The organism is Flavobacterium johnsoniae (assembly GCF_030388325.1).
GTDB lineage: Bacteria > Bacteroidota > Bacteroidia > Flavobacteriales > Flavobacteriaceae > Flavobacterium > Flavobacterium johnsoniae_C.
The window spans coordinates 3065998-3091476 of the sequence record NZ_CP103794.1 but is presented as its reverse complement, the minus strand read 5'-3'; the positions used below and the strand labels follow the sequence as shown (position 1 = coordinate 3091476).

Below are 25479 nucleotides of genomic sequence, written 5' to 3'. Positions count from 1 at the left end.
TCGGAAAGGCTATGCATATAATTAAACGTATTCGCGATTGTAAATTAAATAGATAAATTATATAAACCTTAAAGCCCGGGCATTGCGTCCGGGCTTTTTTATTTTCAAAAAAATGGAAACAATTCAAAAACTTAAAGAAAACACCGCAATCTTTCTTCCTGAAAATGGTTTGGAAGAAAAATTAAATCAGGCAGAAAAAGAAAACAGAAAACTAATTATTAAACTTGGATTTGATCCAACAGCCCCCGATTTGCATTTAGGACATGCCGTTGTATTGAAAAAACTAAAACAATTTCAGGATTTAGGCCATCAAATTGTGATTTTGGTTGGAAGTTTTACAGCCAGAATCGGAGATCCGACAGGGAAAAACAAAAGCCGAAAACCTCTAAGTGCAGAAGAAGTTCAGCATAATGCTGAAACTTACATTGCGCAATTATCTAAAATTATTGATATAGATAAAGCTCAAATTGTTTTTAATTCTGATTGGCTAGATCAACTTTCTTTTTCTGAAGTAATTCAGATTATGGCAAACGTGACTGTTGCACAATTAATGCACAGAAATGATTTTAACAAACGATTTACAGAGAATTCTCCGATTGCAATGCACGAATTGGTATACCCGATTTTACAAGGCTTTGATTCGGTTAAAATTAATGCTGATGTAGAAATGGGCGGCACAGATCAGCTTTTTAATTGTACGATGGGAAGGCAATTGCAGGAAAACTTTAAAAAATCACCTCAGATTGTGATGTGTATGCCTCTATTGAAAGGATTGGATGGAAAGGAAAAAATGAGTAAATCTTTGAATAATATTATCGGCTTAACAGATGAACCACATGAAATGTTTGGCAAAACAATGTCAATTCCAGACAATCTTATTTTAGAGTTTTTAGATTTGACAACCGATTTTTCAATTAAAGAAAAACAAGAAATTAAAAAAAGATTGGAGCTGGAAAACCCAATGAACATTAAAAAGTTAATTGCAAAGAACATTATAACGCAATACCATGATGTAAAAAGTGCTGAAGATGCAGAGAAATTCTTTATTAATCAATTTCAAAATAAAAATGCAGAGGCAAAATCATTTACATCGGTTATGATTTCTTCTTTGGAAAATGAATCAAATCAAATGGCATTAATAGATTTGTGCGCATTAATAAAAAATGACATTACAAAATCGGCAAACAGAAAATTGATTGAAAGCGGTGCTGTTCAGATTAATCACGAAAAAATTCTAAATCCATACGAATTGATTTCATTAAAAAAAGAGACCAAAATTAAAATTGGGAAGAGAAATTTTTATGAGTTACTTTAGGTTAAGTTACAAAGAGACAGAGATCCAAAGTTACAAAGGTTTTCTTTTGATTATCTAAAATGCAAAAGGGATAAACTTAAAAGTTTATCCCTTTTTTGAATATCATAACTAACAAAATTAAGAGATTCAAAGTTTTTATTTAAGGTTCAAAGAGGCAAAGGTTCAGAGGAACAAAGCTTTTACCTTTGAACCTTTGTTCCTCTGAAACTTTGCACCTCTAAAGAGAAACTTTTCTCTTTAGAAATTTATTTACAAGCCAGTTTCTAACTGGTTCATCATATAATTTTAAGCATACAAAAGCCATGATAATACTTGCGATTAAAACTCCAATTCCTTCCATATATCCATCTTTCATTGAAACTTTATTATCTACAACCCAAGCTGTAAACCAATAAATTAGCGGATAATGTGTAATGTAAATGGGATAAGAAATATCTCCTAGAGCTTTACAGATTTTTAAAGAAAGTTCGTTTTTAATTTCTCCTCCTGCGCCAATTGCTACAATAAGCGGAAAAATTAAAATAATACAAATCGATTCATATATACCATTAATCCAAAGGCTGTTTTCATCTCCTAACCTTGGAAGAGCTAAAACAATCGTTATCAAAAGTGTGCAAATCCAGAAAGCGTTTTTTACATGAATTAGTTTGCCTAAACGACATAACAAAACACCCGCAAAAAATGGATATAACAAACGTGTAAAACCAACATTAAGCTGTTCTAAATTTAACGACCAGCCTCCTATCACATCTCCTTTGGGTCCAAAAACGGTATAATTGATTAGCAATCCAGCAAATATCAATACAAAAACCGACATCACTTTATTAGAAAATTTGCGAAAGATTAAAGCGTATAAAATGTTTGCGATATATTCGAAAAAAAGCGACCAAGCAGGACCGTTTAAAGGATGCATTTCTCCCCAACCTCTAATTTCCAAAGAAGGCGGAATTGGCAATAAAGTAAAGCCTATTACCATCGTTAAAATGACTTTCCAAACTTCCATTCCTCCAATCATTGGAAATAATATATCGGATGCTTGAAAATAGTAAAATATAGCCCCGATAATCATTCCCATAATTACCATTGGCTGTAATCGAATTAATCGACGTTTGTAAAATTCCCATTGCGTCATTTTTGCCCAACGATCGTCATACGCGTAAGCGACAACAAATCCTGATAAAAGGAAGAAGAAATCTACCGCCAAATAACCGTGATTGATAATTTGTTTGAAACGGTTTCCTCCAGCAAAAGCTTCAAAAATATGAAAAGCAACAACTAAAATTGCCGCTACACCACGCAGACCGTCAAGTATTTCGTAGTGTTTTTTAGGTGTAATATCATTCATAATAATGGTGAATTATTAATTGTTAATGGTTAATTTATAATTGATAATTTACAATTAACAATTATTGATGGTTTTTAAGCCATTCTGCTCTTCTTTGGTCTGGAAGATGTTTAACAGAGAAGTTTTCAAATTTTGCCTCAAATCCTTTTCCGTCTGGCGAAGCCGCCATTAATCCGACCATAACTGGTGTATTGTCCTGTAAAGGAGCAATTCTGGTCATGATATAATTTTTATCATCAAGAGAATAGAATATCTCAACGGCATCTAATCTTCTAACGGCTTTAATCCAGATGAAAGGCGGTACTTTATCTAGAGTTGTTACACTCCAATCGCTTTTATCGTGTGTAACAACAGTACTGACATTGAATTTTCCGTCAACAAACTCAACACCTGTTTTGATGTAGTTTTTTTCGTCAATGCGAATCATTAAACCCATCTGATCAAATCTGGCAATGTAATTTCCTGTCAACTTAACTTTAGCTTCAAATTCGCCCCCATAATTTGCGTAGTAAAAAGGTGCGTCATCCACAGTAAATCCGTAATGAGAAATTCTCCAATAATCGCTATTTGCGGTTACATTCATAATCAAAGCATTGTTTTTAATTTCCCATTTTTCTGGTTCATTAAACCATTGCATTTTACTAAGAGTCTGTGCAGAAATGTTTTGACACAAAACAAGTCCAACTGTAAAAAATAATATTCGTTTCATTTTATTTGATTCTTAATTTTTCAAAAGTAAAACTTCTAACCTTTTACTTTTAATCTCTAACTTTTTTAAGACAAAAGCAAAGCTGCAAATTTTGACACTTGCAGCTTTACAAACCAACCAATTTTTAGAAATAAAAACTTATTTAAGTGAGAATCCCACTTTAGATTTTATATCTGTTGATGAAGCACCAATAATTGCTTCGAAATCACCAGGTTCTGCAACCCAGTCATGTTTTTTATCGTCGAAGAAACTTAAAGCCGTTTTATCAATTGTAAACGTTACTGTTTTTTCTTCTCCAGCTTTAAGAGCTACTTTCTCAAAACCTTTCAATTCTTTTATCGGACGAGGCAATGAAGATTTAGAATCTGTAATGTACAATTGCACTACTTCTGATCCTTCTCTACTTCCAGTATTTTTCACATTAACTGAGAATGTAATTTTATCTCCAGCGTTAATCTGTTTTTTGTCAGCCGTAACTTTTCCGTAAGCAAAAGTTGTGTAGCTTAAACCGTGTCCAAATGGGAACAATGGTTTAATTTTATTTTTATCAACCCAACGGTATCCAACAAAAATTCCTTCATTGTATTTTACTTCATCCCCACCAGGAAATTCTCCTAAAGCATGCGCGCCGTTATCAGCTAATTTTACTGGGAAAGTGAAAGATAATTTTCCAGACGGATTAACATCTCCAACCAAAACATTTGCTAAAGCATTTCCTGCTTCAGTTCCTAAAAACCAGCCTTGAACAACTCCTGGAACTTCTTTAATCCAAGGCATTGCTACAGCATTTCCAGAAATATTTACAAAAACTATATTTTTATTCACTTTAGCCAATTCGCTAATTAATTTATCCTGACCATAAGGTAGTTCTAAATGTTTACGATCGTGTCCTTCATCATCTTGGTTTTCACTCTTGTTTAAACCTCCGATAAAAAGAACAATATCTGCATCTTTAGCAATTTTTAAAGCTTCTGACGTTAATTCCGCTTGAGGGCGTTTTTCTTCTAAACTAACTTTAGCAACTACACCATTATAATTACTTGTTGGATCTCCAACGTAACCTCTTGCGTACACAATTTCAGCTTGATTTCCGATTCTTTTCTTTAAACCTTCAAGCGGAGTGATTTCGTATCTTGCTTTAAGTGAAGAACTTCCTCCCCCAACTGTCATCATTTTGATAGCATTTTCTCCAATTACAGCAATCTTTTTAGTTTTAGAAAGATTGATTGGAAGAATATTATTGTTGTTTTGCAATAAAACAATTCCTTCTTCAGCAATTTTACGACCCGCCAAAGCGTGTTCTTCTGTTCCGAAAGATCCAAAAGGACGATTTCTATCCATTGTAGTTAAGAAAGACAAACGTAAAATGCGACGTACTTTTTCGTCTAGTTCTTTTGTTCCGATTTCTCCTTTTCTGATCATTTCAGAATATGGTTTTGCTAAATAATAGTTGTCATACGCATTACTTGTTCCCCAAGAAAGTCCGTTTGTCCATGAACCAAATTCCATATCCAATCCATTGTGAATAGCTTGTTTAGTATCATTAACTCCACCCCAATCTGAAACTACAACACCTTTAAAGCCCCATTCTCCGCGAAGAATATCGTTTAATAAATATTCGTTGTGGCAACATTGTTGTCCTTTATATTTGTTGTAAGCGCCCATAATTGCCCAAACGTCACCTTCTTGAACTGCTGCTTTAAAAGCTGGAAGATAAATTTCGTACAACGCACGGTCGTCAACGATTACGTTAACTGAATTACGATTGGTTTCTTGATTATTTAAAGCGAAGTGTTTAACGCAAGCTGCGACTCCGTTTAACTGAACTCCTTTTATATAAGGAACAACCATTTTAGAAGCTAAAAACGGATCTTCTCCCATATATTCAAAGTTACGACCGTTTAGTGGGCTTCTGTAAATGTTTACACCAGGTCCTAATAATACGTTTTTGTTACGGAAACGCGCTTCTTCTCCAATAGATTTACCATATAAAGAAGCTAATTCTTTGTTCCAAGTTGATGAAAGTGCTGTAAGCGCCGGAAAAGCGATACAAGAATCGTTTGTCCATCCTGCTTGATCCCATTCGTCCCATTTTACCTCTGTACGAATTCCGTGTGGTCCGTCGGTCATCCAATTTTCTGGAATTCCAAGACGTTTTACACCCGGAGAACTAAATTTAGATTGCGCATGAATCATGGCGATTTTCTCTTCGGTTGTCATTCGCTTAAGCGCATCTTCTACACGCTCATTCATTGGTTTTTTATCGTCTAGATAAACTGGAACTTTGTCTTGGGCATTCATCCCAAAAGAACATAGTAAAAGTAAAACAACAATTGTTTTAACGTTTTTTAACATAACAGTAATTATTAAAGCATTAGTTAGATAATAGTATAAAGTATTATTATAAAACTTTTTCTATCATATTGTAAAACTAAAACGTTATCGTACAAGTTACATTTTTAGATAGAAAAAAGTAGTGGTTTAAAAAAATAAAATATTGATTTACAAATGTTTAAAATAAAAAAACTAGCAAAAAAAGTAGTAGATTTAAAATAAATATTTATGATTTCAAAGACATTATACCGATTTTCATAACCATTTCTTCGAAGTCATTTCGCGAAACTGCAGCCTTATTACGAGCTCTTGTTCGATAGTTGTAAATTGTGCTTAAAGAGTAACGCAAAAATGCAGCTATCTTAACACTATCTGTAATTCCTAATCTGATTAGAGCAAAAATTCGAAGTTCAGTATTTAATAATTCGTTTTGTTTAAGCACAATTTGCTCTTCTGGAATTAATAAAGCATTAAAATCTTTAACGAATGTTGGATACAAATTCAAAAAGATAATATCAAAATTCTTGTACAATTCTTCCAACTCATTATCAACCAAAGTGGTTGATTTTAGAATTTTGTAAATTTCGTCAAACTGTTTTGCAGTCGCTTTTTTATTTAAGATGATGCGGTAGTTTTCTAACTTATTAATATAAGTCGAACAAAGGTTGAAAAAATGCGCAATATATTCTTCTTTAACTAAATTAGATTCAGACAATTGCAAATTACTTTCTTGAAGCTGACTATTGGTTTCGGTTATATCTTTGTTCAATTCTGCCAGTTTCTGACTAGTTTCATATAATTCTGTTCGAATTCTCGAAACTTTTTTCATTTGTTTGTAAACATAAATAATGGCTACTAACAAGAATAAAGATAAAAGACTGATACAAAGCAGATAAATTTGCAATTCGCTTTTACGCTCTGCCTCACGTTCTTGATAAACGGTATTAATAATCGAATAAACTTCTGACATTAATAAAGTTCGAAATTGAACATTGCAGTAAAGCGCATCTTCAATAGCAGATTGCGTCAATTTATACGCCATATCTACATCTCCAATTTCATAAAAAACCAAAGCTAATTCTTGCAATGAAGCATTGTCTTTATTGGCATTTTTAATATCAGAAGTTGCCGAAAGCGCGTAATATTTTTTTCTTGATTCTAATTGATGTGTCGCTTCAGCAATTTTACCAAGCAAATAAGTGATCATTGCGTAGTTCGGACTTTCTTCTTTGGTTTTGCTTAATAAAGAAAGTAATTGCTTTTCTGGTTCTTTATATTTTTTATGAATGAAAATATTCTGCTGAATTCTATTTATTTGATAATCTAAAGTATTCGGATTTAGAACTCCTAGTAATGAATCACGATATTTTCCAATCTGTATTCTATACTGTCGATTATCACTATTGGCTGCGTAATGTTCAAAAAACTCTCGATATGAAATGTAATAATTTGGAAGCAACGAAACTGGCAGATGCTTTTTATTGATGCTTTTTAAAATGGCTTCAGATTCTCGATATTTTCCTGACGAAGAATAAAGCGTAACTAATTGTAACTGTGCTAAATTTAAAAGTTCTTTGTTTTGAAGCTGTTCTGCAATTCTTAAATTCTTTTTTACATACTGAATGGCAGAATCAGTATTTAACTTTTGATATTCAAGGTATAATGTTTTGTTGTAATTATACTCTTGTTCTTTTGTCAAATTCTCTGATTTTATTTTTTTGAAGTTGAAAATTCGCTCTTCTTTAATCTTTACATAATGTTGTTTATTTTTAATCGCTTCATTTAATTCTTTTAAAATAACATCTGTATTATCCAATGCAAAAACTGGAAAGTTTATCAAAATAAGAATTAGAAACGAGTAATAATTTTTCAAGACGATTTAATATAAAGGAATTACAAATATAGCAAAGCGAAAATATAAAAAACGAATTATTTAAATGTGGTTAAAATGTACTAAAAATGGGTTGCGTTTAGATTTTGCTATAAATAAAAAAATCACAAACACTATCCAGTTATAAACAAAACGATTTCAGTTTAAATTTATTAAACTGAAATCATCTATTATAGTTTTATTTCAAAATTAAAGATTTACTGCAATTGGTGCAGCTAAACAGCTTTCTGGAATATCAAATGCATTTACCAAAGCTACAGCGTCTGGACGAATGTCCCAACAAAGCTGATTTACTATTTTACGGACTGCTTTCGTTTTTACGGCTTCCATATATCCGTCTTCTAAATACCAAGCTTTGTTTTTTTCTATTTGAGAAAGCGAGTATAATTGATTTAATTTTGTCAATATGGCTTTAGATTGCAAATCTTCAACTTCTTTTATTGCAGTTTGAAATTGTTCTAAAACAACTCTTTCCAAATATGCCTGAGCCACATCAATCATTTGATGCTGAACGACATTAAAGGCATCATAGGCTTCTAAACCGCCATCGACCAATTTTTTAATACGTCTTGCTGCCGAAGCCAAAATTGTTTTTTCTCTATGAACAAAAGCTTGAAGATGAAATTCGCTATCCAATAAATGTTCATCATCTGTCCTGCGAGTTGCAATTGGATTTTTCTCCGTAATAGCTGTTTTGGCATTTTCGTAAACATAATTAATGATTCCTAAAGAACCCATTTCACCAAATGATTTTCTGAATTCTGACAAACGATTTTTAGCAACTAATTGCATTAAAACCGTATTATCTCCTTCAAAAGTGGTATAAATTTCAGTATCATTTTTAAGAGCATCTATCCTATTTTCAGACAAATAACCTTTTCCTCCGCAAGCTTCTCGGCATTCTTGCAGAATATCTCTTGTACTCCATGTAGAATACGATTTCATTCCAGCTGCCAAAGCTTCGATTTCCTGCATTTCGCTTTCTGTTCTATTCAAAAATCTGTTTGTTAGATATTGAAGTGCAAAATGTACTGCATAAGTTTTGGCTAAATGAGGTAATAATCGACGCTGATGCATTCTATAATTCAAAATCGGAACTTCAGATCCGCCTTCTGGTCCAAATTGTCTTCTTTGATCGCTGTAGCGAATGGCAATTGTTAATCCCGATTTTGCCGCCGCTAAAGCCGAACGCGGAATTCCGATTCTTCCTCCTACCAAAGTTCCTAACATAGTAAAAAATCTTCTGTTATCACTCGGAATCGGACTTTCGAATTCTCCTTTTTCATTTACAGAAGCAAAACGATCCAACATTTCATCTTTCGGAATTACGACATTATCAAAGCTGATTGTTCCGTTATCTACGCCGTTTAATCCCATTTTATGTCCGCAATCGCCAATGGTTACTCCTTTTGCAACATTTCCACTCGCATCACGTAACGGAACAACAAAAGCATTAACGCCGTAATCATGTCCGTCGATAATCAGTTTTGCAAAAACAGTTGCCATTTGTCCGTGAACTGCTGCGTTTCCGATATATTCTTTCTGAGCGTTTTTATTTGGTGTATGAATCGTAAAAGTTTGATCTGAATGATTATAAGTTGCTGTAGTTTCTAAACCTTTTACATTAGATCCGTGATGAGTTTCGGTCATCGCAAAACAGCCTGGAAGTTTAAGCGAACCAATGTCTTTCAAATATTTAGCATAATTTTTCTCTGTTCCTAAAGATTGAACGCTCATTCCCCAAAGTCCAAACTGAACACCGAATTTTATCACCAAACTTAAATCGTGGTAACTCAGCGTTTCCATAATTGCAAAATAATCTTCTACATTTCCTCCACCTCCGTATTCCTTCGGATAAGCCATACTTCCAAGATTTTCATCGGCTAAGATTTTACACCATTTATAAACCGTTTCTCTGAAAACATTAATGTCTGTAGAAGTTTCATAAGCAAATTCAGGTCTTGAAATAACTGATTTTACTTTTTCAATTATTGCGGCTTCTTTTCCGTCTAAAATTTTTGTGATTTTCTGAATGTCAAAACTCGCGTTTGTATGAGAATTTGCGGTAAAAGAACCCGTTTTTGTTTTGAAATTTTGAAGCGCTTCTTCGCCTAAAATTCCTAAATCATTTTCTAGTTTTTTAAAGTCTGATTCTATTGGTGACAAATCTAAATCATTGCCTGAAAGTGCTTTTGTAATATCAAAAATCGATTTTATAGAAGAGGTATCTTGAATACTTTTTTCAATATCCGATTTCCATTGTGTGAGTTCATTTCGCGAAGGCGGATTTGAAATATCAACTTTAGAAAGCAAATAATCTTTTTCTTCTTGAGATAAAACACTTAAAGAATTTATAAAGTCTTTTAAGGTTGCAAATTCTTTTTGTGTCAATAAATCATCTGACCACACTAAATAAAATAATGGCGTAAAAGCTTGAAGTTTTGATATTTTCATATAGATAGTATTCGGTTTATAGTTGTTCTTTTTGCCACAGATTTAAAGGATTTTTTTAGCCACAAATTACATGAATTTCCACAAATTTTAATTTTAGATTTTGAAAAAAAAATTCGTGGAAATTCGTGTAATTCGCGGCAAGCTTTTTTAATCTTTTTAATCCAATTAATCTTTGGCGATATTTTTATTACGCTTTATCGCATAAAAAAACAGGAATGAAAAATACTCATTCCTGTTTAAACATCCTGTTAAGATTCTGATAATTTTCGATTTTAAACCAATAAAAAATATGAAAACTAATAATTAAGAACCCTTGGATATTGAGGTCATTTTTTGCTTTATAGCAAAAATATGATGCGAATTAAAAACTAACACTGCGGTAAAAATTATACCGTATGCTGTAATCTGCAAAGGCGTTATATTTTCTTTGAAAACAAAAGCCGCCAATCCAAATGCAATCATCGGGTTGATGTTTAATAACATTCCAACTGTAGAAGAATTGATTCCAGAAAGTGCATATAAATTTAAAAACAACGGAATTATCGTAAAAATAATTGCAATGGTCTCAATACAAAGATAAAACTTGAATTCCGTTGGTACCGGTCCCCCAAAAACCGGATAAAAAGGTAATAAAACTAAGGCAGCCAAAGTAATATGAAAACTCAATACAATAAATTTATCAAAACCTCTATTAGCGCGCTGGCTTACTAAATATGCTGCATATGTTAAACCAATAATGATACTAAAAAACATATCCATAATATCGCTGTATGAAAGAAGCAAACATCCTGAAATACTTAAACCTACAGAAAGCCATTGTGTTTTTAGAAGCTTTTCGTGCAAAATAAAATAAGCCAATAAAGTCGTCAGAATTGGACAAACGAGATAAGCCAGAGAAGCCGCTTTTACGCTAACATGATTGACTACATAAATAAATGTAAACCAATTGGCCATCAAAAATGCGCTTCCGCCAATATTCAAAAGAATCGATTTTCTTCTTTCTGATTTTGATAGAGATTTAAAGATTTGAATGGTTTCTTTTATTTGTTTTCTTTTGAATAGAAAAGCAATTAAAAGCATCAAAATACCACAGCTAAAAACTCGAAAAAACAAAATATCCAACGAAGGATATTCATGAATTGGCTTTAAAACCAAGCTGAAAAGTCCCCAAGTTACAAAGGCTGAGATTGCTGCTATATAGTATTTTGTTGTTTTCACAAAAACGCTGTTTTGAATTGTTTTCTTTTAATGAAGCAAATTTCTAAAAAATAAAACAGCAATACAGATACAGTTTTTGTAAATTGTAGCATAACAGTTTTTATTTCCATGAAAAATTCTAATTACTTATACCTTCAATTTGCTGACCGAATCGAGAAACAGATTAAATCGGGACTTTTAAATGTAGGCGATAAATTGCCTTCTATACGAGAAGTTTGTGCCGAAACAGGTTACAGCATGAGCACGGTTAGCAAAGCATATTATGAAGTTGAAAGCCGTTCTTTGATCGAATCTCGTCCGCAATCTGGATATTATGTAAGTAATATTTCTGCACGCGTAATTCCTGAACCTTCGGCAAGCACACCAATTTTAACTCTTGAAAATATTGATCGTGAAGACTTAGTTGATCTAGTTTATGGCGATATGCGCAAAAAAGATATTACGATGCTCTCGCTTGGTTTTCCGTCAAATGAGTTACTTCCGATTGCGAAACTAAATAAAGGAATGGTTCAAGCCATGCGTCAATTGCCTAATAGCGGAACGAGTTATGAGGAAATTGAAGGAAATAGTAATTTAAGAAAAGAAATTGCACGTTGGTCTTTTACTTGGGGCGGCTCTCTTACTGAAGATGATATTATTACAACTCCAGGCTGTATTTCGGCAATTTCAGATTGTTTATTAACGTTGACAAAACCTGGAGATACTATTATTACAGAAAGTCCGGTTTATTTTGGAATTTTACAATTAGCCAGATCTTTGGGATTGTACGTGATGGAACTTCCAACAAACATGACAACTGGAATTGAACTCGAAGCGGTTAAAAAAACACTTTCTACAAATAAAGTAAAAGCTTGCGTTTTGATGAGCAATTTCAGTAATCCGTCTGGAAGTATGCTGCCAAATGAACATAAAAAAGAAATTGTTAGATTGATGGATTTCTATAATGTTCCGTTAATTGAAGATGATATTCACGGCGATTTGTACTTTGGCACAAGCCGACCAACAAATTGCAAAACTTATGACGAAAGCGGTATTGTTTTGTGTTGCAGTTCAGTTTCTAAAACTTTAGCTCCTGGTTATCGCGTTGGTTGGGTTTCTCCAGGAAAATTTAAAAAGGAAGTCTTAAGAACTAAATTATACCACACAATCTCTAATTCTACAATTACACATGAAGTCGTTGGAGATTTCTTGAAAAATGGTCGTTATGAAAATCATCTTAGAAAAATACGTCAGATTTTAAATCGAAATTGTACTAATTATATCAATACTGTTTTAGAATCTTTTCCTGCTGGAACAAAAGTGAGCCAACCTCAAGGCGGATTTTTTCTTTGGGTAGAATTAGATAAAAAAATCGATACAGCGGCTTTTTATAATTTGGCGCTAAAACACAAAATTAGTATTGCTCCAGGAAGGATTTTCTCCTTTCAAAATCAATTTTCTAATTGTATGCGCTTAAGTTTTGGATTGCCTTGGTCTAATGAATTGAGAATTGCTATTCAGACATTAGGGAGACTGGCGAAACAACTATAAAATCTTTTAAACACATAGAGACATAGATTTCATTTTTTCGAAAAAGAACAAAGAAAGAAACTAGTTTCTCACACATAGCTATGTGCATTCAAATAAGTGAAACGCCTTTTTTACATTCAAAAAACTATGTTTCTATGTGTTCAAATAATAAAAAAAAGCTGAACAGTGCAACTACTCACTGTCCAGCCAACAATTAAACATAACCAAAATGTTTATTTATAAGACAAAATAAGCGCCTTTTTCGACTTTCTTAGGTTCGTCTTTTAATTCAAATTCATTTAAAATATCAAATTCGCTTTGATATTCATTCAACATTTGTTTGATATTTCTTTCTATAGTATTTGCAATCGTTGTAACTGGTGTATCAGTTGGCCGGTTTTCGAATGGATCTTGCAAATGTATCGCCATTCTCTCGATCAAAAAGAAAGCTCCACCAATTGCGGTAATCAAAGGAATCGCGAACCAACTTAATACACTTGTCAATCCGAAAGGCAAAAGCAGAATAAACAAACACAATGTCAATCTGATGTACATGCTATAAGTGGTTGGAAAAATGGTGTTTTTAATTCTTTCACATTTTCCCATTTCATCGCATAATCTTGACAAAGTATTATCAATTTCGACTTGCTGATAGACATTTATTCTCTTTTCATTTTTCGCATTTCGCAAATCTCTTGCGTGCAGCATTAAAATCGCATTCGGAACGTTTTGATGATTTTTTATATATTTAATTTCTTCCTCGCTCATCAAACCTTCGAGAGGAGCAATTGCGTCTCTATTTCGAAGTGACTGACCTAAACTGTAACACCACGCAATTTGTCTTTTTGCAAAATTTTCCTTGAATTCGCTAGCTTCAACCGAAAAATCTGGATCTTCATAGAACGTTAAAACCTGACGAATTAAAGTTCTAGAATCGTTTACAACTGCTCCCCAAACAATTCTTGCTTCCCACCATCTATCATAGGCTTGATTAGACTTAAAAGCTAATAGTAAGGATATTATGGTTCCAATCATGGTTGGAATGGCAATCGGGATATCTACAGGAAGATTGATGAAATAATGATGAAATATTTCAAATAGTACGGTATAAGCCAACACTAATGCAATTTCTACTTTAATTTTCCCGAGAACGTACTTCATTGGTATTCTTTTCTTTAACAACATATTTCCGGCATTTAAATTAAATTAATATTACAACTGTCTAGTTATTAGCAATTAGTCCTTAGCTATTAGGTTTTATAAATAATAACAATCTAGTTTTAACTATTCTTGTATTTGTAAAATGGGGGTTACTATACAATTAATTAATGCTAGTTAAAACAGGAATCATCAGTACTCTCTAATTACTAAGGACTAATAACTTCAAACCATCTCTTCATACAATGAAAGTACAGGAAGCCCTAACTTTTCATTGACATTTTCTTTTTTAGCTTTTTTAAATTTGATTTTTTCGCCTTTTCGAGTTTCTACCAACATATCAATATTGTGTTTAGAAATAGCTTCTGATAGAAATGGCGCAACACTTTCGTAATTATCTTCAAAACTGGCGGTCTGGCTAACAATTTCGAAAGAGAAATTAGCACTTAAAAATTCCTGAACATCTTTTACATGAATGTTTCGGCTTGAATTTTCTACGTAAAGCGCTTTATGAAACACGTCTTTGTTAATTTCTGTGCTTAAATGAAGAATCGGACATTTTTGGTTTCCAGCCAATTGCACTAAATATTGGTGAATTTTCTTTGTTTCTTGTTTATAAGAATGAGTTAGAATTACCAATTTTACAGCAAATGCTTCGATAAGACGTTTAAAAATTGGCGCTGAAAGTCCGTATTGATTATGAACTTTTAGTTTGACATTTGGAGTGTGATCAATAATATAACGACAGGTTTCTAGAACCTCTTCTTGACTCTTAGTAAGCCCAGACCTCATTTCTCTTAAAAAACTAGACGAAGAAAAAGTATCTGGCGCTTCTGAAACTAATACTAAAATAATTTCCGATTCCGTATTTTTAGACTGATTCACAGCAGATTTAACAGCCAGAATTGTATCGTCTTTTAAAGTCGTAGGTATTAGAAAATTTTTCATAAGTACAATCTTTTAGTTTATACTTACAAAATAACTCTCAGAAAATTAGACGCTTATTAATCTTAAATTAGAATTTTCTAAAATTAAACATTAGATTTTTTAATATTCAATTTTTTAAAAATGATAGTTACAATCGTACCTTTATTTTGTTCAGACTGAACTTGCAGCTCTCCTTGATGCATTCTAATAATTTTAGAAGCCAAAGGCAATCCTAAACCATAACCAATATATTTGGTTGCAATTTTTCCTCTAAAGAAAGGTTCGTACAAATGCGGAATATCTTCGGGCGGAATTCCAATTCCGATATCGTTGATCGTAATTTTAATCATTTCGTCATTAGCCGAAAGGCTTACAAAAACTTCATTATTATCAGAATATTTTACCCCGTTTGTAATAATATTATTGATTGCCAATTCTAATAATGGTTTATTACAAGGCAATAAAAGCAAATTAGAATCTTCTGGTGCAAAATTAAGTCTAACACTTACTCGGTTATCAGGATAAATTTTATCCAAATCTGATTTTACATCCAATAATAATTCATCAATTCTAGCAATATCCGAAACTTGTTTTTGTCCGTCATAACCAGTTTGAGTCAGTTTAAGAAGGCTTTCTGTTAGATTTCCTAATCTTGAAGCTTGGCTATAGATATTTTCTAAAGATTCAACATATTCTGCCACTTCACGCTCTTTGAGCAACATAATTTCTGCTTCGGCAATAATCGTTGTGATTGGCGTTTTTAATTCGTGAGAAGCATTATTAATAAAGTTGGCTTGTATTTCGAAAGAAGTTTCCAATCGATCAAGCATATTATTAAAAGTATTGGTCAAATCTGAAATTTCATCAGAATTTTTAACCTCTGGAAGTCTGTTATGAAGATTAGAAGCACTAATTCTTTTTACTTCTTTAGTAATTCGCGCAACAGGATTTATGACACGTTTGGCTAAAAATCGTCCTAAAAGAAATGCTAGAATAACAAAACCGATTCCGCCAAACAGCATAATTTTGACAATATATATAGTTGTGTCTTTTCCTTTACGATCTCTCGCTCCGACAATTACCATATATTTTTGATTATTTTCCTGAAAAATCTGACCTAAATAATATTTATTATCTCTTTCAAAAGAATCTTTTCCTGTTTTTAAAATATTGGTATAAAAAGTATTAGGAAGATTTAGATTAGTATTATAATCAAAACTGTTCTCACTATTAATTTTTAGTACATATTCTTCTTCTTCAATTAATTCTTCAAGTCCATTTTTTTTAAGGTTTTTATAATACCTAATCTTTTCTGGATCTTTTTGAAAATGAATAGAAGAAACGATTTTAGATCTATCATCTAAACGCTTTAAAAAGTGATAGCGATTGTTTTCCCTAAACAAGAAAAAAACAATAATACACAATAGCGATGTACTAAAGGTAGAAAGGGCAACGTAATTAAAGGTGATTTTTTTTCTAATATCCATTTTATGGCTTTATAACATAGCCCAAACCTTTCATTGTGTGAATCAATTTGGTATCGTAAGGCTTATCAATTTTTCTTCTTAAATAAGTAATATATACATCGACAACATTAGTATTCATATCAAAATTGATATCCCAAACATTATCCAAAATCTGATCTCTTGAAACAATTCTTCCTGTGTTTTTTGCCAAATAATACAGAAGTTTAAATTCTTTTGCAGTCAAAGTAATATTTTCTCCTCCTCTTTTTACAGATTTTGCTCGTCCGTTTATTTCTAAATCGGCAATCGTAATGGTATCTATTTTTTCTGTTTCTTGATGCGATCTTCTGTACAAAGCATTTACTCTTGCATCTAATTCTCCAAATTTAAATGGCTTAACTAAATAATCATCTGCACCAGCATTTAGTCCCGTTACGATATTTTCTGAAGTTCCTAAAGCTGTTAAAAGTAAAATTGGAACAAAGTTTTTGCTTGCGCGAAGTCTTCTGCAGATTTCGATTCCGTTAATATCTGGAAGCATTACATCTAATACGACAACATCAAAAGTATAGTTATGAATCATCTCCAAGGCTGTTTTACCATCCATGGCAACGCTTACTTCATTATTATTTTCAGCAAATCCTTTTCGTAGTATAGATAATAGATTTGGTTCGTCTTCAACTATCAGTAATTTCATCTTGAGAAGTTTGTATATACAACAAAAATAAGCATTGAGATTCAAAAATAGTACTTATTACGGATAGAAATTATGATTTATTATGAACAATTATGCCAAAACATAAAAAAAGCAGGCCAAATAGCCTGCTCATCTTTATTTATTTATGTTTTAAAGCTTTAAATCCTTAATTTTTAAAATTAAAACTTAATACTGCTCCGAGACCAAATTGATAAGTAGAAACATAATCCGTAACTCCTACAATTCCATAATACGTCCAATAATAGCTATCACCTACAGCAGCAGCCATAGATTGAAGGTAAGCATTTAGATTAATTGAAACAGATGAAGCCGTTTTGATTTTAACACCTCCTTTTATTTCCCATCCAAAATAAGTGCCACTTCCGCTTTGCGGTGTTTCTAGAATTGCTACACCAGCGCCAGCTCCTAAATAAGGTAATAAATTAGATCCTGTATCAAAATAATGTGTGTAATCTAACAAAATATAATTTATCGCACCTTTGTCATCACCCGCATTTATTTGATTTCCTAGTGGGCCATAAAGAGGAAGTTTAGTGTCTAATCTATTATATTTTAATTCAACTGAACTATTCTGCATAAAAAAATATTCTAGACCAGCTCCATATTCGAAACCATCTTCAACATACCCGTAAGCATTATCATATTCTACTTTATCTGAAAATACGTAACCCCCATATAAATTAAGAGAAAATGACCTTGCATCTTGAGCCTGCATTCCTATCGCCGACAGAAATACAACTAATAATAAACTGTACTTTTTCATAAATTTTGTGTTTGAAAGTTAAATGGTATATCAAATTTAAGTTTTTTCTTCTAAAAATTTAATATTTTAAAATTTAATTTTCACACTATCAAATACTTACATTAAAAAACTTCACCTGCATTTAAGTAAAATCCTTTCGAATTATTTCCCCAAGAATAATCGGCAACTAAATTGGTTCTTGTTTTTTTATCAATCAAAATTCTAAATCCAACTCCTGCCGCTGGCTGAATTGAATGAAAAAGTCCTGTATTATTATCAGCATTACTTGCCGTTACAAAATTGGTAAAAACCGTTCCGCTAAGCATTTGATTGCAGGTAATTGGAAATCTAAATTCAGTTGAAAGATAAATTAGCCCATTTCCTCTAAATAAACCCTGCGTATAACCTTCTCCACTCCTGCTCCGCTGATCCCAACCAATAGCAGGAAGATTTAAATACGGAACTTCGCCTCTGGTTATAAATTGTCCGTAAGCCCAAATACCCAAAATATAACGGTCATTTTTATGCGAAAGAGGTACAAAATGTCTATACTCAGCGTAAAGAACATTACTATATTTTTGATTGTTAAATAAAACTGGATTAAAACGATAATTGATGTTTGCAAACCAGCCTCGAGAAGAATTTACCTGATTGTCACGAGAATCGTAAACCATGTTCAAACTTACTCCCGTTAAAAAATATTCTAAATTATCAAAACCGTGCAACTGACTGTAATTGTAATGATAGGTTAAATTTCCGTTTTCAACATCAAGTTCTTTGTCTTGAATATCGGTGTACCAATCGATGTTTATACCGCCGCCAACATAAAAATTCTTTCTCATTTCAAAAGAAGCCGTTTGGTGAAATTTGAAATAATTGTAATCCATTGATTGCGCAATAGAATCAATGCTAAAACCATCAGGACGGTCTCTTCGGGGCGGAATAATATCGGTTCCGAGTCCGTAATTGGGTTGCGAAAAAATATAAAATCGATAATCTCCGCTAAGAAAAATTTTATTGTTTTTCAACAAAATATTATTCTTGACATTAATCATCCATTGTTTTTTTAGTGTATAAAGGATACCTAAATTGGTAACAGAATATTTATCATTTTCTTGTTTTCCTTTGAAAGTATATTGCGCTACTGCACCAAAGAAAAATCCTGTAGCAGGCTGAGAACCAATTGCTGGAATTACAAGAAAAAAGTCATTTTTTGTGGGTTTAACTACGTAGGCCGAATCTTTTTTCTTAAAAATTTCTAAAATAGTTTTTGGAGGACATTTATCTTGATTTTGCGATTCAAATTCACTTTGAGCATTTAGAAATAATGGAATCATAAAAAGCAAAACTGCTACTTTGATATCATGCTGAAAATTTGTGTTTTTAAAAAATTCCACACTCGTAAAGTTTTAGCTTTTATAAAATCAAGTTTCAATACTCATGTAAATATAACTCATTTTCAATACTTTAAACAACAATACATTTACAAATAACAAAAAAAGCCATCAATTTCTTGACGGCTTGTTATCATATATTTTATAACAAAATTACTTTGTGATAAACTTTGGATGAATTAAATTTTCTAAAGAATAAATTTCTTCCCATTTTTCCTGAGTAATTAATTTTCGTTCTAAAACAGCTATTTGATGCACGCTTTTCCCTGTTTTCAAAGCTTCGCCTGCAATACTGGCACTTTCTTCGTAACCAATAATTGGATTTAATTGCGTTACAATTCCAATGCTATTCATCACCATATTGTAGCAATGATCTACATTTGCTGTAATTCCGTTAATACATTTATCGATTAAAGTCTGAATTGCATTTGAAAGATAATCCAACGAAGTAAACATCGCAAAAGCAATAACAGGTTCCATTACATTCAATTGCAATTGCCCCGCTTCTGCCGCCATTGTAACCGTTAAATCCTGACCGATTACATAAAAACAAGTTTGATTAACCACTTCTGGAATTACCGGATTTACCTTTCCAGGCATTATTGAAGAACCTGGCTGGCGTGCCGGAAGATTAATTTCATTTAAACCTGTTCTTGGGCCAGAACTTAATAAACGTAAATCATTACAAATTTTTGAAATCTTAACCGCAGAACGTTTTAAAGTTCCCATAATCTGAACGTAAGCTCCTGTATCTACAGTTGCTTCAATTAAATCTGGTGAAAGTGTTAACGGAATTCCAACTTCTTCTGCCAAATATTTTACGCAAATTTCAGGATAACCTTCTGGAGCATTTACTTTTGTTCCGATTGCGGTTGCGCCCATATTAATTTCCAACAATAATTCGTGTGCATTTTTCAAACGCTGAATATCTTCTCCAATTGTGGTTGCGTATGCTTTAAATTCTTGTCCCAAAGTCATCGGAACCGCATCTTGCAATTGTGTTCTTCCCATTTTTAAGACCTCTTTAAACTCTTCTCCTTTTTTAGCGAAAGCAACTTCCAAACCTGCAAAAGTTTTAATAAAGCTTTCCATTTTCAAATACAAAGCAATTCTAAAAGCCGACGGATAAGCATCATTTGTTGACTGAGAACAGTTTACGTGATTATTTGGATGAAGAAAATTATACTCGCCTTTTTTATGACCAAGATATTCTAATCCGATATTTGCAATAACTTCATTTGCATTCATATTTACAGAAGTTCCTGCGCCGCCTTGAATCAAATCACTCACAAATTCTTTATCAAATTTACCCGCAATAACTTGATCGCTTCCGTAACAGATTGCTTCGGCAATTTTTGCATCAATTGCGCCGCAGTCTTTGTTTGCTAATGCAGCAGCTTTTTTCACATATCCTAAAGCTTTGATAAACAAAGGTTCTTTTGAAATCGGAATTCCTGTAATATTAAAATTTTCTACAGCTCTAAAAGTCTGGATTCCGTAATATAAATGATCTGGAATTTCTAATTCTCCTAGAAAATCGTGTTCTTTTCTTGTTGATTCCATATAATGAAATTGATAAATTTTGACTAAAAAAATAAGTGTAAAGCTACATTATTTTATCAATTAAAAATGTGAATGAAATCAAAATCATTTATAATTTGTTCCGATTTTTCTATAGTAAATTAGTAACTTTTCACCCTCAAATAATTACCCAAAAGAGTTGAAAAAAGAAAGCGAATATTTTCTTGATAAAGAATACAATACGATTATTTACGCAAAAGATGATCTTAATTTTAAGGATTTTGAATGTTGCGTTTTTAATAATTGTAATTTCTCTGCCTGCACTTTTCTTGCCGTTACTTTTATCGATTGTATTTTTAATGACTGTATTTTCAGTGAAGCAAAAATCAATTATGTTGCTTTTAGAACTGCAACTTTCAATCGATGCGAAATTAAAGACGTTAATTTTGCAATGTGCGATAAATTAATTTTTGAAATTGGTTTTAATGATTGTATTCTTGATTTCTCGAAGTTTTATACTTTAAAACTAAAAGGAACAATTTTTACCAATTGCAGTTTAATTGCTGTAGATTTTATGGCAACAGATTTAACCAGCGTTTTATTTGACAATTGCGATTTATATCGCTCTGAATTCAACAAAGCAATCGCCAATAAAACCGATTTTAAAACGAGTTATAACTATACGATCGATCCTTCTAAAACTAAATTGAAGAAAGCTATTTTTTCTTTGAAAGAAGTGAAAGGATTATTGTTTACGCATGATATTGTTGTGAGTTAGTTAAAAAAAACTGAATTCTAGCCAATAACATTAAGTGTATACACAAAATTTGTCATTTCTCCTTCGTCGAAATGACAAGATTGCGGGAAGATTATTTTGATATTAGTTTTCCCATCACATAATCTTCCATCAAATACCCATTTCCAATTTCTATGTCAACAGTTTCTTTGATTTCGAAACCTAATTTTTTATAGAAGTTCAAAGCCGTATTAAAGCGGTTTACGTTCAATAAAAGTTCATTTGAATTATTCTCTAAAGCCAGTTTTTCTATAGATTCAAAAACTATTTTACCATAACCTTTTCCTTGCGTTTCTGGTAAAAGATAGATTTTATGGATTTTGGTAATCGCTTCATTTTTATAATGATGCTCAATTCCGATAAAACCAATTACAGATTCTGAATCTGAAATTAAATAAAACAACTGTTCTTTATTCTGAATTTGTTTCGAAAGCGCTTCATCAGAATAAATAAGATTCAACATATAATCTAATTGTTCTGAAGTCAAAATTTCGCCATACGTAATTGGCCAAGTTATATGTGCGATTTCTTGAATTTTAGCAATATCTTCAACAAATGCTTCGGTAATCTTAATCATATTTATTTTGTAAAAACTTGATTTTCTTGTTCGCTTACGCGGATGAAAGTCGTTCGTTTAGTCAATTCTTTTAATTTTGATGCACCAACATAAGTACAAGTACTTCTAATGCCACCCAATATATCTAAAACGGTCTGAATTACATCTCCTTTAAACGGAACTTGAACTGTTTTGCCTTCACTTGCTCTATATTCAGCAACGCCTCCAGAATGTTTGTCCATGGCAGTTTTAGAACTCATGCCGTAAAATTGTTTGAATTTTTCGCCATTTACTTCTATTAGTTCTCCCCCACTTTCAGTATGTCCGGCAAGCATTCCGCCCAACATAACAAAATCGGCTCCTGCACCAAAAGCTTTTGCTACATCACCAGGAGTTTTGCATCCGCCATCACTTATAATATGTCCTCCTAAACCATGAGCAGCATCTCCACATTCTATAATTGCAGAAAGTTGCGGATAACCAACTCCAGTTTTAACTCGAGTAGTACAGACAGAACCTGGTCCAATTCCGACTTTTACAATATCGGCTCCAGCCAATAAAAGTTCTTCGGTCATTTCGCCTGTAACGACATTTCCAGCAATAATGATTTTATCTGGATATTGTTTTCGGGTTTTCTTTAAAAACTGCACAAAATGCTCAGAATATCCGTTTGCAACATCAATGCAAATAAATTTCAGCAACGGATTTGCACTAATTATTTTTTCAATCTTTTCAAAATCTTCTTTTCCGATTCCTGTACTTACTGCAATAAAATCGTAAAAATCTAGAGTTACATTTTTTAGAAAAGCGTTCCATTCTTCTAAAGTATAATGTTTATGAATGGCTGTGAATAGTTTTTCTTTCGCTAAAACTTTTGCCATTTCAAAAGTACCAACCGTGTCCATATTTGCCGCCATAATCGGAATTCCTGTCCAATCTGCCGAACTGTGCAAATACTTGAAATTTCGTTCTAAAGAAACCTCAGATCGGCTTTTAAGCGTTGATCTTTTAGGTCTAAACATTACATCTTTAAAGCCTAGCTTTAGATCCATTTCTATTCTCATAGTTCGAGATTTTGGTTACTTTCAAATATAAGAATTTTAGATTGCTGATTTGAGATTTTAGATTAACAAAAACCCGAACTTTTGAACAATTATGATCCTGATTCGCTTTCGCGAAAGCACTGATTAAATATTATTTTGAAGCTGATATACTTTGCGTGAGCTTCGACTTCGCTCAGCCTGACAAACGCATAATCAAATTTCACAGAGATTCGCAAAGCTTTCACAAAGACTAACAAAGTAAAAACTGAAAACTGCCACTGAGACTGAATACTGAAAACTAAAACTTATCCGTGAATCGTCTCTCCTTTTCCGTAATTGGTAATAATTGATTCTTCGAATGCCAACCATTCTCTCCAACGTTTTTCAACGTCAATTCCAACGCCGTATTTACGTGCGTAAGTTATGAAAGTAGTATAGTGGCCAGCTTCGCTTTCCATTAATTCTCTATAAAAAACAGCTAATTCTTCGTCTTGAATATTTTCAGAAAGCACCTTAAAACGTTCGCAACTTCTCGCTTCGATCATTGCTGAGAATAATAATCTTTCTACAAGTCCAGAAACACGACTTCCGTCTCCGCTTCTTTTCATGTATTGGTATAATTCGTTTACGTAATCATCTTTACGTTCGCGTCCTAATTTTAGTCCTCTTTTGATGATAATATTGTGAACTTGCTCAAAATGATCAATTTCTTCTTTGGCTAAAGCCAACAAATCTTTCACCAAATCCTGATGTTCTGGATTGTTTGTTATAATCGTAATTGCGTTTGTTGCGGCTTTCTGTTCGCACCATGCGTGATCCGTTAGAATTTCTTCGATATTTTTCTCAACAATATTTACCCATCTTGGGTCGGTTGGCAATTGTAATCTTAATACGCCCATAGTCTTTTGTTTATTTTGTTTCAAGTTTCAGGTTTCAGGTTCTTTTAGGAACGAAAAAAGTTTAAAGTTCTAAACTGTCTTTTGAACAGTCCAAAACTTTAAACTTGAAACTTTAAAATTTGAAACTATTTTTTAGTAAGCAAAAATCGGTCTTTCGCTCATTAATTCGTTTACTTCTTCTGCAACTTCTTCGATAACGTCTTCATCTGTATGATTAGATAAAACTTTATCAATTAAAGCTACGATAGTTTCCATATCTTTTTCAACTAAACCACGAGTTGTGATTGCAGCTGTTCCAACACGAATTCCAGACGTGATAAATGGAGATTTATCGTCAAAAGGAACCATGTTTTTGTTTACTGTAATTTCTGCTTTTACTAATGCATTTTCAGCTTCTTTACCAGAAATATTTTTATTTCTTAAGTCAATAAGCATCATGTGGTTATCAGTTCCGCCAGAGATAATATTATAACCTCTTTTTACGAAAGCATCTGCCATTGCATTTGCATTTTTTTGTAATTGCATTGCATAAGTAAAGAACTCATCTTTAAGAGCTTCACCAAAAGCAACTGCTTTAGCAGCAATAATGTGCATTAAAGGTCCACCTTGATTTCCTGGGAAAACAGCTAAATCTAATAATGAAGACATCATTCTGATTTCTCCTTTTGGAGTTGTTAATCCTTGTGGATTTGGGAAATCTTTCCCCATTAAGATCAAACCTCCACGTGGTCCACGTAAAGTTTTGTGAGTTGTTGTAGAAACAATATGACAATGTGGAATTGGATCACTTAATAATCCTTTTGCAATTAAACCTGCAGGGTGAGAAATATCAGCAAATAAGATTGCTCCTACGCTGTCTGCAATTTGTCTGAAACGAGCAAAATCCATATCACGAGAATAAGCCGAAGCTCCAGCGATGATTAATTTTGGTTGTTCTTTAGTTGCAATTTCTTGAATTTTATCATAATCTAAACGACCAGTCTCAGCATCTACACCATAAAAAACAGGACGGTATAAACGACCTGAAAAGTTTACAGGAGAACCGTGAGTTAAGTGACCTCCGTGAGATAAATCGAAACCTAAAATAGTATCACCAGGATTTAAACAAGCATGGTAAACAGCAGTATTTGCCTGAGAACCAGAGTGTGGTTGTACGTTTGCGTATTCAGCACCAAATAATTCTTTAGCTCTGTCAATAGCAATTTGCTCAATAACGTCAACTACTTCGCAACCGCCGTAGTATCTTTTGCCAGGATAACCCTCAGCATATTTGTTAGTTAAAACAGAACCAGCTGCTTCCATTACTTCATCACTTACAAAATTCTCTGAAGCGATAAGCTCTAGTCCGTGAATTTGTCTTTCTTTTTCCTCTTGGATAAGATCAAAAATTTGTTCGTCGCGTTGCATTTCTATGTTTTTCGTTAATTTCACGCAAAAATACAAAAAAACGTTTGTCAAACTGCTAGATTATGATATATTTGACA

The 25479-nt window shown here is 32.6% G+C and carries 20 protein-coding genes; 3 read left to right on the top strand and 17 right to left on the bottom strand.

The window, feature by feature from the left end; all coding sequences use genetic code 11:
• Positions 1–112: 112 nt before the first annotated feature.
• A complete protein-coding gene (tyrS, locus tag NYQ10_RS13440; protein WP_289876838.1) occupies positions 113–1315 on the top strand; it encodes a tyrosine--tRNA ligase in 1203 nt (400 codons plus the stop codon).
• 217 nt (positions 1316–1532) lie between these two features.
• On the opposite strand, the gene NYQ10_RS13435 is transcribed toward tyrS, so the two are convergent.
• The 6 genes from NYQ10_RS13435 to NYQ10_RS13410 all read right to left on the bottom strand — a co-directional run bounded on the left by NYQ10_RS13435 (position 1533) and on the right by NYQ10_RS13410 (position 11266).
• The gene (locus tag NYQ10_RS13435) at positions 1533–2660 is read right to left on the bottom strand and encodes an acyltransferase family protein (RefSeq protein WP_289876837.1); all 1128 of its coding nucleotides are present in this window, start codon (positions 2658–2660) and stop codon (positions 1533–1535) included.
• A gap of 61 nt (positions 2661–2721) precedes the next feature.
• Entirely contained in the window at positions 2722–3369 is a 648-nt protein-coding gene (locus tag NYQ10_RS13430) for a DUF1349 domain-containing protein (protein WP_289876836.1), read from the bottom strand.
• A 138-nt stretch (positions 3370–3507) separates the two neighbouring features.
• The gene (locus NYQ10_RS13425) at positions 3508–5724 is read right to left on the bottom strand and encodes a glycoside hydrolase family 3 C-terminal domain-containing protein (protein WP_289876835.1); all 2217 of its coding nucleotides are present in this window, start codon (positions 5722–5724) and stop codon (positions 3508–3510) included.
• Positions 5725–5929: 205 nt separating this feature from the next.
• On the bottom strand, positions 5930–7543 hold the full coding sequence (locus NYQ10_RS13420; protein ID WP_289876834.1) for a DUF6377 domain-containing protein: 1614 nt from the start codon (positions 7541–7543) through the stop codon (positions 5930–5932).
• A gap of 240 nt (positions 7544–7783) precedes the next feature.
• Complete coding sequence (locus NYQ10_RS13415; protein WP_289876833.1) at positions 7784–10048, bottom strand: acyl-CoA dehydrogenase family protein; 2265 nt, start codon at positions 10046–10048, stop codon at positions 7784–7786.
• Positions 10049–10351: 303 nt separating this feature from the next.
• Positions 10352–11266 carry an EamA family transporter gene (locus NYQ10_RS13410; protein ID WP_289876832.1) on the bottom strand — a complete coding sequence of 305 codons (915 nt, stop codon included), beginning with the start codon at positions 11264–11266 and terminating at the stop codon, positions 10352–10354.
• Positions 11267–11374: 108 nt separating this feature from the next.
• Here NYQ10_RS13410 and NYQ10_RS13405 point away from each other — a divergent pair, with 108 nt between their 5' ends.
• Complete coding sequence (locus tag NYQ10_RS13405; protein ID WP_289876831.1) at positions 11375–12796, top strand: PLP-dependent aminotransferase family protein; 1422 nt, start codon at positions 11375–11377, stop codon at positions 12794–12796.
• 216 nt (positions 12797–13012) lie between these two features.
• On the opposite strand, the gene NYQ10_RS13400 is transcribed toward NYQ10_RS13405, so the two are convergent.
• The 7 genes from NYQ10_RS13400 to aspA all read right to left on the bottom strand — a co-directional run bounded on the left by NYQ10_RS13400 (position 13013) and on the right by aspA (position 20743).
• A complete protein-coding gene (locus tag NYQ10_RS13400) occupies positions 13013–13960 on the bottom strand; it encodes a bestrophin family protein (RefSeq protein WP_354669339.1) in 948 nt (315 codons plus the stop codon).
• A gap of 198 nt (positions 13961–14158) precedes the next feature.
• Positions 14159–14881, bottom strand: a complete 723-nt coding sequence (locus NYQ10_RS13395) for a hypothetical protein (RefSeq protein ID WP_289876828.1) — start codon at positions 14879–14881, stop codon at positions 14159–14161.
• Positions 14882–14964: 83 nt separating this feature from the next.
• On the bottom strand, positions 14965–16347 hold the full coding sequence (locus NYQ10_RS13390) for a HAMP domain-containing sensor histidine kinase (protein WP_289876826.1): 1383 nt from the start codon (positions 16345–16347) through the stop codon (positions 14965–14967).
• Between the two features lies 1 nt (position 16348).
• Positions 16349–17023 carry a response regulator transcription factor gene (locus tag NYQ10_RS13385; RefSeq protein ID WP_289876825.1) on the bottom strand — a complete coding sequence of 225 codons (675 nt, stop codon included), beginning with the start codon at positions 17021–17023 and terminating at the stop codon, positions 16349–16351.
• Positions 17024–17189: 166 nt separating this feature from the next.
• Positions 17190–17807, bottom strand: a complete 618-nt coding sequence (locus tag NYQ10_RS13380; RefSeq protein WP_289876823.1) for an outer membrane beta-barrel protein — start codon at positions 17805–17807, stop codon at positions 17190–17192.
• 101 nt (positions 17808–17908) lie between these two features.
• Positions 17909–19183, bottom strand: coding sequence for a BamA/TamA family outer membrane protein (locus NYQ10_RS13375; RefSeq protein WP_289876821.1), 1275 nt, complete (start codon positions 19181–19183; stop codon positions 17909–17911).
• A gap of 150 nt (positions 19184–19333) precedes the next feature.
• Positions 19334–20743, bottom strand: coding sequence for an aspartate ammonia-lyase (aspA, locus tag NYQ10_RS13370; protein ID WP_289876820.1), 1410 nt, complete (start codon positions 20741–20743; stop codon positions 19334–19336).
• Between the two features lie 157 nt (positions 20744–20900).
• Here aspA and NYQ10_RS13365 point away from each other — a divergent pair, with 157 nt between their 5' ends.
• Positions 20901–21479 carry a pentapeptide repeat-containing protein gene (locus NYQ10_RS13365; protein WP_289876818.1) on the top strand — a complete coding sequence of 193 codons (579 nt, stop codon included), beginning with the start codon at positions 20901–20903 and terminating at the stop codon, positions 21477–21479.
• A gap of 91 nt (positions 21480–21570) precedes the next feature.
• On the opposite strand, the gene NYQ10_RS13360 is transcribed toward NYQ10_RS13365, so the two are convergent.
• The 4 genes from NYQ10_RS13360 to glyA form a co-directional block, all read right to left on the bottom strand.
• Positions 21571–22074, bottom strand: coding sequence for a GNAT family N-acetyltransferase (locus NYQ10_RS13360; protein ID WP_289876816.1), 504 nt, complete (start codon positions 22072–22074; stop codon positions 21571–21573).
• 2 nt (positions 22075–22076) lie between these two features.
• Complete coding sequence (locus NYQ10_RS13355; protein ID WP_289876815.1) at positions 22077–23117, bottom strand: GMP reductase; 1041 nt, start codon at positions 23115–23117, stop codon at positions 22077–22079.
• 284 nt (positions 23118–23401) lie between these two features.
• Complete coding sequence (locus NYQ10_RS13350) at positions 23402–23995, bottom strand: tRNA-(ms[2]io[6]A)-hydroxylase (RefSeq protein WP_289876814.1); 594 nt, start codon at positions 23993–23995, stop codon at positions 23402–23404.
• 132 nt (positions 23996–24127) lie between these two features.
• Entirely contained in the window at positions 24128–25402 is a 1275-nt protein-coding gene (gene glyA, locus NYQ10_RS13345; protein ID WP_276174083.1) for a serine hydroxymethyltransferase, read from the bottom strand.
• Positions 25403–25479 lie beyond the last annotated feature (77 nt).